Source organism: Devosia sp. 2618 (assembly GCF_040546815.1).
GTDB lineage: Bacteria > Pseudomonadota > Alphaproteobacteria > Rhizobiales > Devosiaceae > Devosia.
In genome coordinates this window covers 3321847-3337108 of record NZ_JBEPOO010000001.1, presented here as the reverse complement: position 1 = coordinate 3337108, position 15262 = coordinate 3321847, and the positions used below count along the sequence as shown (strand labels likewise).

At 61.0% G+C, this 15262-nt stretch carries 17 protein-coding genes; 8 read left to right on the top strand and 9 right to left on the bottom strand.

The window, feature by feature from the left end:
• Positions 1–71: 71 nt before the first annotated feature.
• From ABIE28_RS16500 to aptA, 7 genes are all read right to left on the bottom strand, one after another.
• Entirely contained in the window at positions 72–899 is an 828-nt protein-coding gene (locus ABIE28_RS16500) for an ABC transporter ATP-binding protein (protein ID WP_354064802.1), read from the bottom strand.
• 171 nt (positions 900–1070) lie between these two features.
• On the bottom strand, positions 1071–2525 hold the full coding sequence (hydA, locus tag ABIE28_RS16495; protein ID WP_354064800.1) for a dihydropyrimidinase: 1455 nt from the start codon (positions 2523–2525) through the stop codon (positions 1071–1073).
• Positions 2526–2545: 20 nt separating this feature from the next.
• Positions 2546–3013 (bottom strand): hypothetical protein, encoded by a 468-nt coding sequence (locus ABIE28_RS16490; RefSeq protein ID WP_354064798.1) that lies wholly within the window; start codon positions 3011–3013, stop codon positions 2546–2548.
• A 4-nt stretch (positions 3014–3017) separates the two neighbouring features.
• Entirely contained in the window at positions 3018–4268 is a 1251-nt protein-coding gene (locus ABIE28_RS16485; protein ID WP_354064796.1) for a Zn-dependent hydrolase, read from the bottom strand.
• A gap of 4 nt (positions 4269–4272) precedes the next feature.
• Entirely contained in the window at positions 4273–4581 is a 309-nt protein-coding gene (locus ABIE28_RS16480) for a hypothetical protein (protein WP_354064794.1), read from the bottom strand.
• 1 nt (position 4582) lies between these two features.
• The gene (locus ABIE28_RS16475; protein WP_354064793.1) at positions 4583–6076 is read right to left on the bottom strand and encodes a CoA-acylating methylmalonate-semialdehyde dehydrogenase; all 1494 of its coding nucleotides are present in this window, start codon (positions 6074–6076) and stop codon (positions 4583–4585) included.
• Positions 6076–7443 carry an omega-aminotransferase AptA gene (gene aptA / locus ABIE28_RS16470; protein WP_502913398.1) on the bottom strand — a complete coding sequence of 456 codons (1368 nt, stop codon included), beginning with the start codon at positions 7441–7443 and terminating at the stop codon, positions 6076–6078. The genes ABIE28_RS16475 and aptA overlap by 1 nt, the downstream gene beginning before the upstream one ends.
• An 87-nt stretch (positions 7444–7530) precedes the next feature.
• On the opposite strand from aptA, the gene ABIE28_RS16465 reads away from it, so the two are divergent.
• The 3 genes from ABIE28_RS16465 (at position 7531) to ABIE28_RS16455 (ending at position 9784) form a co-directional block, all read left to right on the top strand.
• On the top strand, positions 7531–8250 hold the full coding sequence (locus ABIE28_RS16465) for a TetR family transcriptional regulator C-terminal domain-containing protein (RefSeq protein ID WP_354064791.1): 720 nt from the start codon (positions 7531–7533) through the stop codon (positions 8248–8250).
• Positions 8251–8357: 107 nt separating this feature from the next.
• Complete coding sequence (locus tag ABIE28_RS16460) at positions 8358–8957, top strand: dihydrofolate reductase family protein (RefSeq protein ID WP_354064790.1); 600 nt, start codon at positions 8358–8360, stop codon at positions 8955–8957.
• 98 nt (positions 8958–9055) lie between these two features.
• On the top strand, positions 9056–9784 hold the full coding sequence (locus ABIE28_RS16455) for an NYN domain-containing protein (RefSeq protein ID WP_354064789.1): 729 nt from the start codon (positions 9056–9058) through the stop codon (positions 9782–9784).
• A gap of 3 nt (positions 9785–9787) precedes the next feature.
• On the opposite strand, the gene ABIE28_RS16450 is transcribed toward ABIE28_RS16455, so the two are convergent.
• Positions 9788–10159: a DoxX family protein gene (locus ABIE28_RS16450; RefSeq protein WP_354064787.1), complete on the bottom strand. Its 372-nt coding sequence runs from the start codon at positions 10157–10159 to the stop codon at positions 9788–9790.
• Positions 10160–10584: 425 nt separating this feature from the next.
• Here ABIE28_RS16450 and ABIE28_RS16445 point away from each other — a divergent pair, with 425 nt between their 5' ends.
• The 5 genes from ABIE28_RS16445 (at position 10585) to ABIE28_RS16425 (ending at position 14605) form a co-directional block, all read left to right on the top strand.
• Complete coding sequence (locus ABIE28_RS16445) at positions 10585–10938, top strand: septal ring lytic transglycosylase RlpA family protein (protein ID WP_354064785.1); 354 nt, start codon at positions 10585–10587, stop codon at positions 10936–10938.
• Positions 10939–11104: 166 nt separating this feature from the next.
• On the top strand, positions 11105–11659 hold the full coding sequence (locus ABIE28_RS16440) for a response regulator (protein ID WP_354064783.1): 555 nt from the start codon (positions 11105–11107) through the stop codon (positions 11657–11659).
• 121 nt (positions 11660–11780) lie between these two features.
• Entirely contained in the window at positions 11781–12956 is a 1176-nt protein-coding gene (locus tag ABIE28_RS16435) for an MFS transporter (RefSeq protein WP_354064781.1), read from the top strand.
• On the top strand, positions 12953–14140 hold the full coding sequence (locus ABIE28_RS16430) for an MFS transporter (protein WP_354064779.1): 1188 nt from the start codon (positions 12953–12955) through the stop codon (positions 14138–14140). The genes ABIE28_RS16435 and ABIE28_RS16430 overlap by 4 nt, the downstream gene beginning before the upstream one ends.
• Positions 14141–14143: 3 nt before the next feature.
• Entirely contained in the window at positions 14144–14605 is a 462-nt protein-coding gene (locus ABIE28_RS16425) for an MmcB family DNA repair protein (RefSeq protein ID WP_354064778.1), read from the top strand.
• A gap of 13 nt (positions 14606–14618) precedes the next feature.
• Here the strand turns inward: ABIE28_RS16425 and ABIE28_RS16420 are convergent, their stop codons facing one another.
• Complete coding sequence (locus ABIE28_RS16420; protein WP_354064776.1) at positions 14619–15221, bottom strand: hypothetical protein; 603 nt, start codon at positions 15219–15221, stop codon at positions 14619–14621.
• Between the last annotated feature and the right edge of the window lie 41 nt (positions 15222–15262).

The following is a 15262-nucleotide window of genomic DNA, read 5'->3' as shown; positions in this document are numbered from 1 at the left end:
CCGCCGCTGCACGGCGACCTCTTCCCACAGGGGAGAGGTGAGGCGCGCTCCGTTTACTTTGGAGCCCCCCATTAGACATGATCCCCATCATAGGAGTGACCAGCTCGCAACCCGTCGCGCACTCGCGCGGCAATCGCCAGAAACTCCGGCGTCTCGCGAATATCGAGCGGCCGTTCGGCGGGCAGATTGCTCTCGATGATATCGGTCACCCGGCCCGGCCGCGGCGACATCACCACGATCTTGGTCGACAGATACACCGCCTCGGGAATGGAGTGCGTCACAAAGCAGATCGTCTTCTGCGTCGCGGCCCACAGCTTGAGCAATTCCGAATTGAGGTGGTCGCGCACGATTTCGTCGAGCGCACCAAACGGCTCGTCCATCAGCAAAAGATCGGCATCAAATGCCAGCGCGCGGGCAATCGAGGCGCGTTGCTGCATGCCGCCCGACAGTTGCCAGGGATACTTCTTCTCGAACCCCGAAAGGTTCACCAGCTCCATCGTGCGCTGAATGCGCTCGCTCTGCTGGCCGGCGCCATAGCCCATGATTTCGAGCGGCAGCGCGATGTTTTTTTCGATCGTGCGCCATGGATAAAGCGCCGGTGCCTGAAACACATAGCCATAGGCGCGGCTCTGCCGAGCCTGTTCGGGCGTCATCCCGTTGATCGTCAGCGTGCCCGATGTGGGCTGTTCGAGATCGGCAATGGTGCGCAAAAACGTCGTCTTGCCACAGCCCGATGGGCCGATGAACGACACGAACTCGCCCTTGTTGATGGTCAGGTTCACATCGCTGAGCGCAATGACGTCGCCATCATTGGTCTTGAAGGTGAGACCGAGATGGTCAGCCGATACCACGGCGCGGGCGCCCGTGTCGGAAATGGCAGCAGTAGTCGGCGACGTCACGGACAAAGGCCTATGCCCCCTCTTGTTATCCTGGTCGGGAGGCGGCTCATGCCTGCCGCCCGACAGTCCTTTTAAATGCAAGCTCCGTGCCGTTTTCAGGATGCCGGATTTGCTATCCGACTTGTCCTGCTCCTCCCGGCCCGTGCCTCAATATTGATCACGCTGCTGTCGCTATACCCCCGAAGCCGGAATGCCCGACCGTTCGATCTTGCGCGGCGCCACGATCTCTTTCCACTGGCTGAGCGCGCGGTTCACAGGGTTCTTCGGCTCGCGGCCGACGAACTTGCCATGCCCCGGCTCGGCCGTGACGTCACTCTCGGTCACCGAGACCTTGCCACGGCTCAGAACGAAGCGCGGCATGCCTTTGACCTCAAAGCCCTCAAACACGTTGTAGTCGATCACCGACTGTTGCGCCTTGGCGCTGATGGTCTTGCTGCGGTTGGGGTCCCAGACGATCAGATCGGCATCCGCGCCCACCAGCACGGCGCCCTTTTTGGGATAGAGCCCCAAAATCTTGGCGATGTTGGTCGAGGTCACCGCCACGAACTCGTTCATGGTGATGCGGCCAGTATTGACGCCCGCCGTCCACAACACCGGCAGGCGATCTTCAAGCCCACCCGTGCCGTTTGGAATTTTCGAGAAATTGCCGAGCCCGGTCCGCTTCTGGTCGGTGGTAAAGGCGCAATGGTCGGTCGCGACGCAGCTCAGCGACCCGGACTGCAACCCGGCCCACAGCGAATCCTGATGCTGTTTGTTGCGGAACGGCGGCGACATCACGCGCCGCGCCGCATGGTCCCAATCGGCGTTGAAATATTCGCTTTCGTCCAGCGTCAGATGCTGGATCAGCGGCTCGCCGTAAACCCGCATCCCCTTCTGCCGCGCCCGCCGAATGGCTTCATGCGCCTGCTCGCAGCTGACATGCACCACGTAAAGCGGCACACCCGCCATATCGGCGATCATGATGGCGCGATTGGTGGCTTCGCCCTCAACTTCCGGCGGCCGCGAATAGGCGTGCCCCTCAGGGCCATTATTGCCTTCAGCCAGCAACTTCGCCGTCATGGCAGCAACCACATCGCCGTTTTCGGCGTGAACGAGGGGCAGGGCGCCAAGGTCCGCGCAGCGCTGGAACGAGGAGAACATCTCATCGTCATTGACCATCAACGAGCCTTTATAGGCCATGAAATGCTTGAAGCTGGTAATGCCGCGATCGACCACTTGTGCCATTTCGTTGAACACCTGCTCGCCCCACCAGGTGATCGCCATGTGGAATGAGTAATCCGCGCTCGCCTTGCCGGTCTTGTTGTCCCACATCTGTAGCGCTTCAAGCAGGCTCTGATTGGGATTGGGCAGGCAGAAATCGACCACCATGGTCGTGCCGCCGGCGAGGCCCGCCCGCGTGCCGCTTTCAAAATCATCGGCCGAATAGGTGCCCATGAACGGCATTTCGAGATGGGTATGCGGGTCGATGCCGCCCGGCATGATGTAGCAACCGGTCGCGTCCAGCACCTCGTCGCCGGAAAGGTTGGGGCCGATCTCGACGATGACATCGCCTTCGATCTTCACATCGGCTTTGTAGGTGAGGTCCGCTGTGACGACCGTGCCGCCCTTAATGACCTTGCTTGCCATGCTATCCCCTCTTCTTGTTTCTACTGGCGGATCGAGGCCGCCTTCATACCCTTGGAGTAATTGGTTTCCTGAACCGTGCCGGTCACCGTCAGCTGGCAACCGGTCGGGCAGTTCAGCAAAATCTTGCGCTCGTCACGCGTCAGCCCGCTGATGTCGACATAGAACGGGTTGGCATCCATCATCGACTGCATCAGCATCACGATATCGGCCGCCTGAATGACCGTGCCGCTGACTTCCGCGCAGGTGCCGAGCAGCTCGGTGTAATCGAGCTTGAGGTCTTCCACCGTCATCGGCACGCATGCCGCCGCTTCCGCGCCATCCTTGGCCAGTGGCGCCGCGACCCGGTCAAAGCACACCAGACGCTCGATATCGTTGGAAATGCCGGTGCATCCGGCAAAGTCCGAGACCTGCTGCGCCATCACAGCAGGCGCCGAAAGGCCGGCAGCAATTAGGGCGGTCAGGGCAAGCGAGCGCGTCAGAAGCCGCATGGGATCAACTCACAATTTCCGCCGTTTCAAGCACCGCGTGGAACAGGACATCGGCACCAGCCGTCGACCATTCCTTGGAGATTTCTTCGGCCTCATTGTGGCTGAGCCCGCCCACGCAGGGGCACATGATCATGGTTGAGGGCGCAACCTTGTTGGCCCAGCAGGCGTCGTGGCCGGCGCCCGAAATGATATCCATATGGCTGTAGCCGAGCTTTTCGGCCGACGCCCGCACCCGCGCCACCAGCGTCGGATCAAACGTCACCGGATCAAAATGGCCGACCGCTTCGACGGCATAGCCAACACCGATCTCCTCGCAGATCGCTCGCGCCTTGCTCTCGATCTGCTCGCGCATCGATGTCAGTTTGCTCAGCTCCGGCGAGCGAATGTCGACGGTAAAAACCACCGTGCCCGGCAGCACGTTGCGCGAATTGGGTGCAAACTTCATCTGCCCCACACCACCGACCGCGCCCGGCTGATGGTCCATCGCCACGGCCTGCACCATTTCGACAATCCGCGCCATGGCGAGCCCGGCATTGACCCGCATGTTCATCGGCGTCGACCCGGTATGGGCTTCCTTGCCGGTTAGCGTAAATTCCAGCCACCACAGCCCCTGGCCATGGGTGACGACGCCGATCTGCTTGCCCTCGGCTTCAAGGATCGGCCCCTGCTCGATGTGATATTCGAGATAGGCATGCATCTTGCGCGCCCCGACTTCTTCAGCGCCGCGCCAGCCGATGCGCGCCAGCTCATCACCATAGGTCAGCCCGGCCTGATCCTGCCGCGCATAGGCGTAATCCTGTGTGTGCACACCGGCAAAAACCCCCGATGCCAGCATGGCCGGCGCAAACCGCGCACCTTCCTCATTGGCCCAGTTGGTGACCACGATCGGATGCTTGGTCTTGATCCCCAAGTCATTGAGCGAGCGCACCACTTCAAGCGCGGCCAAAACGCCGAGCACGCCATCATATTTGCCGCCCGTCGGCTGCGTATCGAGATGGCTGCCGACATAGACGGGCAGGGCGTCAGGATCGGTGCCCGCCCGCGTCATGAACATGGTGCCCATCTGATCGACGCCCATGGTCAATCCGGCATCATCGCACCAGCGCTGAAACAGCCGCCGCCCCTCGCCATCCTCATCGGTCAGCGTCTGCCGGTTGTTACCACCAGCAATCCCGGGACCAATCTTTGCCATATCCATCAGGCTATCCCAGAGCCGATCACCATTGATACGAAGGTTTTCTCCTGGGGCAGACATATGGCTATTCCTTACCGGATTGGGCCGTCCAAAGGGGCTCGCCCTCGGGACGGAGATAGACCTTGAGGCCACGACAAATGAAATTGTCAGGGTCCCGACGCTCTTCAGTCAGGCCACTCCCGCCCCACTTGTCGGAGCCGAGGTGGAAGTGATCATTGCTGCGAGGACCGTAGTCCCAATTCATCGACTGAAGTTGGCGCACGAGCGCATCGCGCCCCGCCATGTCGAGATACATCTCGACAAAGACGCCATCCGAGAGCCCGTTCGTGTCGGGCGCGTCGCCAGGTGGGCTAACCTCAAGCGAAAGCCGCATACTACTTCACACTCGGAAAACTAAATTCCGCGCCGCCCTTGATGCCCGCGGGCCAGCGGGTGGTGACGGTCTTGAGCCGCGTATAGAAATGCACGCCTTCGGGTCCGTAGATGGAGTGATCGCCAAACAAGCTCCGCTTCCAGCCACCAAAACTGTGATAAGCCACCGGCACTGGGATCGGGACGTTGATGCCGACCATGCCCACTTCGATCTTGTCGGCAAATTCGCGGGCGGCGTCGCCGTCGCGGGTGAAGATGGCGGTGCCGTTGCCATATTCGTGGTCGTTGATCAGCTTGACCGCTTCGTCATAGCTTTCGGTCCGCACCACCGACAGCACGGGCCCGAAAATCTCTTCCTTGTAGATGGTCATCTCGGGCGTGACATTGTCGAACAGCGTGCCGCCGACATAATAGCCGCCTTCATAGCCCTGCAGCGTGAAGCCACGGCCATCGACCACCAGGTCGGCGCCCTGTTCCACGCCGCTATCGATGTAGCCGACGATCTTGTCGCGGTGCATCTTGGTGACGACCGGACCCATTTCGGCGTCCTTGTCGGTCGCCGGGCCAATCTTGAGCGATTCAACGCGTGGCTTGAGTTTGGCGACCAGCGCATCGGCTGTGTCCTTGCCCACGGGCACGGCCACCGAAATCGCCATGCAGCGTTCACCGGCCGAGCCGTAGCCGGCACCCATCAGCGCATCGGCCACCTGATCGAGATCGGCGTCGGGCAGGATCACCATGTGGTTCTTGGCGCCGCCAAGGGCCTGCACGCGCTTACCGGCCTGGGTGCCGCGTTGATAGACATATTCGGCAATCGGGGTCGAGCCGACAAAGCTCACGGCCTTGATATCGGGATGATCCAGAATGCCGTCGACCATTTCTTTGTCGCCATGGACGATATTAAGAATGCCCTCGGGAAGCCCGGCTTCCATGAAGAGCTTCCACGACAGCATCGAAGCCGACGGATCGCGCTCGGAGGGCTTGAGGACAAACGCATTCCCGCAGGCAATCGCCGCTGGATACATCCACATCGGCACCATGGCCGGGAAGTTGAACGGGGTAATCCCCGCCACGACGCCCAGCGGCTGGCGATCGGAATAGCTGTCGATGCTCGGGCCGACATTGCGCGAAAACTCGCCCTTGAGCAGTTGCGGAATGCCGCAGGCAAAGTCCACGCAGTCGATGCCACGCGCCACTTCGCCCAGCGCATCGTCATGCACCTTGCCATGCTCGCGTGAGATTTCGCGGGCCAGATCGTCCGCATATTGGTCGAGCAGCGCCTTGAACTTGAACATGACGCGGGCGCGTTTCATCGGCGGGGTATTGCCCCAGGCAACCTGCGCCTTTTTCGCCGATGCGACCGCGTCATTCAGCTCGCTCAGCGTCGACAGTGGCAGCTCGGCCGAGACTTCGCCGGTGGCCGGATTGAAGACGGGCACGCGGCGGCCGGTCGACACATAGCGTTTACCGGCAACGGCGTTTTCAATGATGTCCATCAGTCGATGCTCCTCAGGACCGTACGAATGCCGTCGATCAGTTCTGCAATCTGCGCCTTGGAAATGATCAGCGGTGGTGACAGCGCGATGATGTCGCCCGTGGTGCGGATCAAAAAGCCAGCTTCATAGGCGGCGAGGAAGGCCGAGAAGGCGCGCTTGGTGGGCGATCCGGCAATCGGCTCCAGCTCGATGGCGCCGACCATGCCGATATTGCGGATGTCGATGACATGCGGCTCGCCCTTGAGAGAATGCAGCGCCTCGGCAAAATGCACGCCCATTTCGGTGCCGCGCGTCAGCAGGTCCTCGTCCTTATAGGTTTCGAGCGTGGCGAGCGCTGCCGCCGACGCCACGGGATTACCCGAATAGGTATAGCCGTGGAAGAATTCGATGACGTGTTCCGGCCCGCCCATAAAGGCATCGTGGATCTCGGAGGATACCATCACCGCACCCATCGGAATGATGCCGTTGGTCAGGCCCTTTGCCGTCACCATGATATCCGGCGTGACGCCGAAATAGTCGGCGCCGAACGGGGTGCCAAGGCGACCAAAGCCGGTGATGACCTCGTCGAAAATCAGCAGAATACCGTGCTTTTTGGTGATGTCGCGCAGCCGCTGCAGATAGCCGGCAGGCGGGATCAGCACGCCGGTCGAACCCGCAACGGGCTCGACGATGACGGCGGCAATGGTCGAGGCGTCATGCAGCGTGACGATGCGTTCCAGCTCGTCGGCCAGCTCTACGCCATATTCAGGCAGGCCCTTGGAGAAGGCGTTTTTAGCCAGGTTATGGGTGTGCGGCATGTGGTCGACGCCGGTCAGCAGCGTGCCAAACATCTTGCGGTTGGTGACAATGCCACCCACCGAAATGCCGCCGAAATTGACACCGTGATAGGCGCGTTCGCGACCGATCAGGCGGGTGCGGCTGCCGTCGCCCTTCACGCGGTGATAGGCCAAGGCCACTTTCAGCGCCGTCTCGACCGATTCAGAACCGGAATTGGTGAACAGCACATGGTCGAGCCCCTTGGGCGCAATGTCGACCAGTCGGTTGGCCAGCTCGAACGCTTTTGGGTGGCCCATCTGGAAAGCTGGCGCGTAGTCTAGCTCTGCCGCCTGCTTGGCGATGGCTTCGACAATCTTTGGCCGCGCGTGCCCGGCATTGACGCACCACAGGCCCGCCGTCCCGTCCAGCACCTGCCGACCGTCGCTGGTCGTGTAATGCATGTCCTTGGCGGCCACGAACATGCGCGGCGATTTCTTGAACTGGCGATTTGCCGTGAACGGCATCCAGAATGCGCTTAGGTCGTTCGGCACCACGGCGTTGGAATTGGACACGAAACCCTCACTCCCATTGATTCTGCTCTGGTCTGTCATTTGGCGCTTGACGCGGAGGCGTTAAGTCCGGAAATTTTGACCAGTTGGAAAAATGTTAGCACTCCCAAACTTTCTAGCAAGGCGAAAATGCCGCCACACAAAGTGAAAAGTGCCGAGCCGACAGATCTGCCTAAGCGCCAGCACAAGGCTGACGCCAAGGCAGCGGTGCATCCGCCGGGCAAAGTGCGGCCGCTGACGCGCATCCAGCGCGAAAAACAGGATGTGATCCTCGAGGCGGCGCTCGACGTCTTTTCGCTGCATGGCTTCCGTGGCGCGACGATCGACCAGATCGCCGAGGTCGCCGGCATGAGCAAACCCAATCTGCTGTATTATTTTCCGCGCAAGGAAGAGATTCACCGGCGCCTGATTTCCGAGCTTTTGGTCAATTGGCTCGCCCCGCTGCGCGAGATGGACGCCAAGGGCGACCCGTTCCCCGAAATCCGCTCCTACATTCGCCGCAAGCTCGAAATGGCGCGCGACTATCCGCGTGAAAGCCGGCTGTTTGCCAATGAGATGCTGCAGGGCGCGCCGCGTATTATTGAAATGATCGAGATCGACCTCAAAGGTCTGGTCGATGAAAAGGCCGGCGTGCTGCTGGCCTGGATGGATCAGGGCAAGCTGGCCCGCGCCGATCCCTATCACCTGATCTTTTCGATCTGGGCCACCACCCAGCACTATGCCGATTTCGATGTGCAGGTCCGCGCCGTGCTCGGACCCAACCGCAATGGCGAAGGCCGTTTCGAGGACGCGGCGCGCTATCTTGAGCAACTGTTTCTGCACGGCCTGACCCCGCGCCCAAGGGTCTGAGCGCCCAACCATCACCACGTCATTCCCGCCAAAGCGGGAATCTCGCCTTGGTCAGCCCTTGACCGGCGGCCTGCGCAGTTCCATCACTGAGCTGTCTGGAGGTTGCAATGATCCAACATGTCGACGCCCACATGATGCTCACGCTCGATGGTTTCGGCACCGGGCTCAATCAATCCCGCGAACGCCCCTTCGGCACCATCGACCCACGCCAACTGGCCCGCTGGATGTTTGAGGACGCCGATAACAACCGCGCCGAAATCGACGCCGTCGTGAGCTATGGCGCCTTCGTCATGGGCCGCAACATGTTCGCCGCGCCCGGTCCTGATGCCTGGGAACCCGAATGGACCGGCTGGTGGGGGGCAAATCCGCCCTACCACGCTGAAGTATTCGTTTTGACCCATTACAGCCGCCCATCGATCAAGATGGAGGGCGGCACGACCTTTCACTTCATCACCAATGGTCCCGAAGTCGCGCTGGCCGAGGCACGCGCCGCGGCTGGGTCTCGCAACGTCGCCATTGCCGGTGGTGTCTCCACCACGCGCCACTACCTCAATTCCGGCGACATCGACACGCTCCACCTCAAGATCGCGCCGCTGCTCGCAGGCGAGGGAGACCGGCTCTGGGACGGTCTTACCGCCAAACTCGAACCCATCGCCGCCCGCCACAGCAAATACGCCACCCACATCGACTATCGCGTCGTCAAATAAGCGCGCGCCGGACTGCACTGCTAAAATTGCAGTAAAATCGAACGGAAAGACTTCAGAGGCGTCTGGCAGCATTTCGCCCGACACTCCTGGGGCTCGCCATGACGCAATCGCGCACCGCTATTCTGTTCGACGCCGAAAACATCAACTGCGAAACCGCCGCGCGGGCGCTGCGCGTTCTTGGCAATGACATCCAGATCAAGCGCGCCGTTGGTGACTTCTCATCTGCTGCCCTGTCCAACTGGATCAATCTCAGCCGCACGCATGGCATAGAACTGGTGTTTCAGCCCGGCACCGGTAAAGGCAAGAACGGCGCCGATATCCGCCTCACCATTGAAGCCATGGACCTGATCGCTGGTGGCCTGATCGACAAGCTCGCCATCGTCACTCACGACGGCGATTTCACCCCGCTGGCCCTGCGCCTGCGCAATGCAGGTATCGCGGTGATGGGCTTTAGCCGCACCGAACCCAGCCCGATGTTCAAAGCCGCCTGCACAAGCTTCCGGGTTTTGCAGCCCGAGCCGGTCGTTGCCGTCATCAAGCCCGTGGTCGTCGTCAGCCCACCGAAAGCCTCGCCTCCTGCAGCACCTCAACTAAGTGCTGCAGAGATTGCCAGGCTCAGGCAGGTCATTGCCGCCGCTTGTCAGTCCGGTCCGCTTGACTCGGGGGTATTGGGCAATCGCATCAATGACGCCAACAAAACCTTGTTCAATAAGCTCGGTGGAACCGGCAAGCGTATCAAGAAGCTGATCGAACTCGGTCTGATCGTGAGCGCGGGCAAGGGCCGCTTGGTCAAACCCTCGGCTCCACCTCTACGCAGAGTCTCCTAAGCCTCAAAGATAATCCGCGATCACCAGCAGCAGCCCACCCGCCAGCGTGATGTTGACCAGCACCAGATAAAGGTGCGGGTCGCGCTCCTTGCCCTTGAACATGAACATGTTGTGGTAGCAGGTCGTCGCCAGCACGAGGAAGGCGATCAGCACCAGTGCGCCGATGATCGGGTAAATCCCAAAGGTCAGCGACAGCCCGCCGATCCACTGCATGGCAAAACCAACCGCCACCAGCGGCACCGGCATCGGCCAACCGTAATTGGTGACCGACGGGATGCGCTCCTTGAAATGGATCGTGTTGCGGAAGGCGGCGATAACAAAGAACAGGCCGAACGCGACGCGTCCGACGAGCATCAAGAGAGCTGCAGTGGTCATGGTTTCCCCCATCTTCCCCATAGCTACTCCAAGCCAGAGGCGCCCAAAAGTCGAATTTCTTGCCACATTCGCGCCACAATTGGCCTCGGAGGACGCTTTCCACAGCTCAGTTTTGGGCGGAACCTCAGCAAAATCGGGCTTTTCATGCAATCGGGTGGGAACCGTGACCTCTCGGCCACACCGCGCAAGGCGAATCCGCGATTCCACGATCCCGCCGATTCAGAATCCGCCAAGTCGCGGTGGCGCGGATTCATATCCTCCAATTGACGGCAATGGTTAATCAACAAGGCGGAAATGCAGCCGCACTTTCTGCGACTTCCGGGCAACACCTGCTATGGTCGGGGCAGTTGTGACCAATACGGGCACATTGTGGCCTGTCAGCCCCCTTAATCAAACGCTCACCGTAACTGACGTGAGTTAGAAGTTTGATTAGAAAAGCCGTTCGTGTCGCCGCAATTGCTGCAGCCCTTCTCTCCCTCTCCACTGCAGCCTATGCCCAATGTGGTGGCGCCTCCTGGTACGGTCCCGGTTTCAACGGGAAGAAAGCCGCCTCCGGAGAAACATTCAACGAAAACGCCATGACGGCGGCCCATCGTTCCCTGCCATTCGGCACCAAGGTCACCGTTACCGACCAGCGTACTGGTAAGGCCGTTCAGGTCACCATCAACGATCGTGGTCCCTTCCACGGCAGCCGCATTATCGATTTGAGCAAGGCAGCCGCTACGGCGCTTGGCTTCCGCAATCGCGGCACCACTTCGGTCTGCCTGGCGCAGATCTGAAGCCACAAAATCACTAAGATGCCAAAATGGGCCACAAGCATGTGGCCCATTTTTATTTGCCTGTGCCCAGGAAAGCGGGGGCGCGTACAATCAATTATTCCAGCGTTATCGGGGTTTTAGGACTTCGTGCCTACTATGCGCATGGGAATACAGGGGAGGGCCGGGGATGAAAGCCTCAGCCTATGTGATTGGGCCTTTGGACGGGCCCGGCGCAGCATTGATCGATATGGCGCAGCGGCTCGATTTCGCGGCGATCCTGCCCTATGCCGGTGTCGAAAACGCCGAGCAGCAGTCCTATCACACTCCGATCTGCTTTTTCCTGTTCGCCGCCGTGTCCGATGTCACCACCCTGCGCGGTGTGGCCGACGCCATCCGCTTTTCGCCCAGCCGCCGCGTTCGGTTTTCGCCCCTGGTCTATTTCTCGGCCAGCCCGCAGGTTGAAACCATTGACCTTTGCATCAACATGGGCTTTGATGACATCATCACCATGCCCTTTACCCAGGAGCGGGTCGCCGAGCGCATCAGCCGCCAGATCGACCACAACCTGACCTTTTACGAAACACCCGGCTATTTCGGTCCCGACCGGCGCGACCGCGTCACCGGCCCCAATCGCCCCGGCGAAAGCCGCAGCGGTGGCCAGTTCCGCCGCCTCGAAATCGTCCGCAATCTCGAAACCGGCATTAATGTCGTGCGCGACGATCTCTATACCCAGGCCGTCTGACCGCCTTCTTTGCCACTATTGCAGCTTTGCAAGTATCGTCGGAAATCGTTTCAGGTGCCTATTTCCCGGCTTTGGCTTTTCGCATAGTTTCGCCCGCAGAAATCCTGCGAGTATTTCAGCCATGAGATTCGGCATCGATCTGCCACCCCAGATCAAGGTCTTTGGGGCCTTCTTCGTGTATTCGTTTTGCATGGCCAGTCTCTATCCTCGACTTCCTGCCATTCAGGAGGCCATGGGGGTAGGCGAGGGGGCCCTGGGTCTGTCGCTGATTGGCGCCGCGGTCGGCACTTTGATCTCGCTGACCTTTGCCAGCCCGGTCATCGAGCGCATCGGCTATCGCCGCACGCTGCTCACCGCCATTCCGGTGCTATCAGTGTTTTATGCCATCGCCGTCTGGGCTCAGACGCCCCTGGCGCTGTTCCTGCTGCTGGTGCCGGTTGGCATCACCATCGGCGCCATCGAAATCATCATCAATCTTGAGGCTGACCGCGTCGAACACGCCATCGGCCGCCGCATCATGAACCGCGCCCATGCCTTTTGGAGCTTCGGCGTTTTCGCTGCCGGCATGGTTGGCGCCTTCGTCGCTCAAATCGGCCTCTCGCCACAGGCACATCTCGCCATCATGGTGCCCATCATCTTTGTCGTCACCATGGTCCTGCTCGGCCGCTTCCAGCCCGCCGAGGCCCGCATCAGCAGCAGCACCGCGCCGCCACCACGCTTTGCGCGCCCAACCCTCTCCATCGCTGTCTTGGTCAGCGTCTGTTTCGCGGCCATGATCATGGAAGGCGCCGGCATCGACTGGTCGGCCATCTACATGCGCAATATCTTTGGCTCCGAACCCTTCTGGGCCGGTCTCGCGGTGGCGCTTGGCGCCGGCGCACAGGCCTTCACCCGCTTTTTCGCCGATGGCTTTGTCGAGCGCTATAGCCCCGCAACCGTTGCGCGGGCGCTGCTCTGCGTGCTCGGCATTGGTGCGGTCATCGTCTTCACCGCTCAGGCGCCGTGGGTGGCCTATCTGGGTCTGGCGCTGCTCGGCGTCGGCTCCAGCGCGCTGTTCCCGCTGGCCATGTCTGCGGCCGCCCAGCTCACCGACCGTCCCGCGGCCGTCAACGTCGCCTCACTGGCGCAGATTTCTTTTGTCGCCTTCCTGCTCGGCCCGCCTCTTCTGGGTTATATTGCCGAACATTTCGGTATTCGCTGGGCCTTCGGTATCGGCATTCCGCTGGTCATTATTGGCCTGTTCTCCACCCATGTTCTGGGCGCAAAGCCCGCCAAAACCACAGCAGCTGCTCAATGACACTCGCGCCGCAACACCGTATCTACGCCTGCTTTTTCTTCTTCGCCTTTTCGCTCGGCGCGCTGCTGTCCCGTCTGCCCGATCTGCAGGAGCAGCTCCAGATCGACAAGAGCCAGCTGGGCTTGACCCTGATCGGCATGTCGATTGGTTCGCTGATTTCGCTGACCTTTTCGACCCCACTGATCGAGCGCCTCGGCGCCCGCGCCACGGCCTTCATCACCGTACTCGGCACTGCGGTGATCTACGCCATCCTGCCGTGGTTTGACTCCGCCATTGCCGTCTTCGTCGGCCTGTTCTTTGCCGGTCTTCTGGCCGGTGCGCTCGAGATCAATCTCAATGTCGAAACGGATCGCCTCGAAGGTCAGTTCGGCAAGAGCTTCATGAACCGCGCCCATGGTTCGTGGAGCCTGGGCTTTTTCGTCACCGCGCTGCTCGGCGCCAGTATTCGTCAGACCGGCCTCTCGCCACAGTGGCATATGCTGATCATCGTCGTGATCGTGCTGGTCGTGGCCAGCCTCATCATCAATGCCATGGTCAGCGCCCCCAAGCGCCCCAGCTCGCATCAGGGCGACACGCCGCGTATCGCGCTGCCCAATCTGGGCCTGCTGCCGCTATGCCTGATCGGCATTGCCGCCTTCCTCGTTGAAGGCGCTGGCATCGACTGGTCGGCCATCTACATGCGCGACGCCTTTACAGTTGAGCCCTTCATCGGTGGTCTGGGCCTGACCCTGTTCTCGGGCTTCATGGCCGCCACCCGCCTGACGGTCGATCCCGTGGTTGATCGCTACGGCCCGCGCGCCGTCGCCACGACCCTGCTTAGCCTTGCCGCCGTCGGCGTGTTGGCGGTGTCCTATGCGACCGAGCCATGGATTGCGCTGGCCGGGTTCTCGCTGCTCGGCGTTGGCTGTTCGGCTGTCTATCCGCTGGCCGTTTCGGCGGCCGCACAACGCACCGACCGCCCCAGCGCGGTCAATGTGGCAGCGCTCGGTCAGGTGACGTTCGTTGTGTTCTTCCTTGCCCCGCCGCTGCTGGGCTTTGTTGCCGAACATCTCGATATCCGCACCTCCTATCTCGTGGTGCTACCGGTCATCGTCGTGGGTCTCATCGCCTGCCGTGCGCTTGGCACCCGCAAGTTGGCAAACCCGGCCGGCCTGCCACCCGAACCCGCAACCCCACTGGGTTAGGCCATGGCCGATCTGCCGCCCATCGTCGACCTCCGTCAATCGGCCACCGCGCTGCGCGTGCAGCGCGGGGTCATGCGCATGTTGCGCGAGCGGCACGATATGGCCTGCTATGCCGAAGTGCCGCTGGCCAATGGCCGCCGCGCCGATGTGCTGGCGGTCGGACCCAAGGGCGAGATCTGGATCATCGAGATCAAGTCCAGCCTGATCGACTTTCAGGTCGATCGCAAATGGCCCGAATATCGCGAGTTTTCCGACCGCTTTTTCTTCGCCAAGCCGCCCGAACTCGATGCCGACATCTTTCCCGAAAGCGAGGGGCTGATCGTCGCCGATGGCCATGATGGCGCCATTCTGCGCGATAGCCCCGATACGCCGCTCGCTCCAGCGCGCCGCAAGGCACTCATGCTCAAGCTCGCCCGCCTCGGCGCCGACCGCATCCATATCCTGATGGACCCCGGCCCCAAATAAGGGCTGGGTAGAGCTAGAGACGCTGGGTCAGCGCAGCCGCCTTGCGTGGGTTGAAGTGCAGGGTCACTTGAACGTCCTTGTCCACCACATATTCCCCATCCTCATATTGCCGCTGCAGCAGCGTAATGGTCTGCCCCTTGGCGTCAGCCGAGAGGTACAGATAGTCAAAGCAGTCTTCGGTAGCGCCGGTGGCATAGTGCTGCAATTCGGCTTTGATCGCTGCCAGTTCCCGCCCACCGATAGCGGTGCCATCGTCGCGCCGCGTGGCCCGCAGCGTCGGCGTCCAGTCGATGTTGAAGGCGCAGATATAGCGGTCGTCCTCGAAGTAGCCGCCATTGGTATAGGCAATGTCGAGATCGTCGGTCCAGGCATTGCCCAGCTCGAAGCTGGCGGCGCTTTCATCGACATCGAGATAGATGTCCGACCAGGCGCAGGTGCCCTCGATTTCGGCATAGCACCAGCGTTCGCTGGCCGCCATCAGGTGGCCCACATCGGTTGTGTTGAGCAGCTTACGCACCTTCTGATGCTCGACGATGGCCTGCGTATCGGCGTCGAAGGCCTGCGCCGCAGAGCTTCCCGCCAGCACGATCAAAGCAGTCGCAAACAGCATCTTCATCAAGGCTCTCCCCACCGATTGGCCCCGACCTTCACACGGTG

Excerpts from the sequence above, each read along its gene's own strand:
- hydA (WP_354064800.1), bottom strand. The coding sequence starts at position 2,525 with ATGGCAAGCAAGGTCATTAAGGGCGGCACGGTCGTCACAGCGGACCTC.
- ABIE28_RS16490 (WP_354064798.1), bottom strand. The coding sequence starts at position 3,013 with ATGCGGCTTCTGACGCGCTCGCTTGCCCTGACCGCCCTAATTGCTGCC.
- ABIE28_RS16485 (WP_354064796.1), bottom strand. The coding sequence starts at position 4,268 with ATGTCTGCCCCAGGAGAAAACCTTCGTATCAATGGTGATCGGCTCTGG.
- ABIE28_RS16480 (WP_354064794.1), bottom strand. The coding sequence starts at position 4,581 with ATGCGGCTTTCGCTTGAGGTTAGCCCACCTGGCGACGCGCCCGACACG.
- ABIE28_RS16475 (WP_354064793.1), bottom strand. The coding sequence starts at position 6,076 with ATGGACATCATTGAAAACGCCGTTGCCGGTAAACGCTATGTGTCGACC.
- aptA (WP_502913398.1), bottom strand. The coding sequence starts at position 7,443 with ATGACAGACCAGAGCAGAATCAATGGGAGTGAGGGTTTCGTGTCCAAT.
- ABIE28_RS16465 (WP_354064791.1), top strand. The coding sequence starts at position 7,531 with ATGCCGCCACACAAAGTGAAAAGTGCCGAGCCGACAGATCTGCCTAAG.
- ABIE28_RS16460 (WP_354064790.1), top strand. The coding sequence starts at position 8,358 with ATGATCCAACATGTCGACGCCCACATGATGCTCACGCTCGATGGTTTC.
- ABIE28_RS16455 (WP_354064789.1), top strand. The coding sequence starts at position 9,056 with ATGACGCAATCGCGCACCGCTATTCTGTTCGACGCCGAAAACATCAAC.
- ABIE28_RS16450 (WP_354064787.1), bottom strand. The coding sequence starts at position 10,159 with ATGACCACTGCAGCTCTCTTGATGCTCGTCGGACGCGTCGCGTTCGGC.
- ABIE28_RS16440 (WP_354064783.1), top strand. The coding sequence starts at position 11,105 with ATGAAAGCCTCAGCCTATGTGATTGGGCCTTTGGACGGGCCCGGCGCA.
- ABIE28_RS16435 (WP_354064781.1), top strand. The coding sequence starts at position 11,781 with ATGAGATTCGGCATCGATCTGCCACCCCAGATCAAGGTCTTTGGGGCC.
- ABIE28_RS16430 (WP_354064779.1), top strand. The coding sequence starts at position 12,953 with ATGACACTCGCGCCGCAACACCGTATCTACGCCTGCTTTTTCTTCTTC.
- ABIE28_RS16425 (WP_354064778.1), top strand. The coding sequence starts at position 14,144 with ATGGCCGATCTGCCGCCCATCGTCGACCTCCGTCAATCGGCCACCGCG.
- ABIE28_RS16420 (WP_354064776.1), bottom strand. The coding sequence starts at position 15,221 with ATGAAGATGCTGTTTGCGACTGCTTTGATCGTGCTGGCGGGAAGCTCT.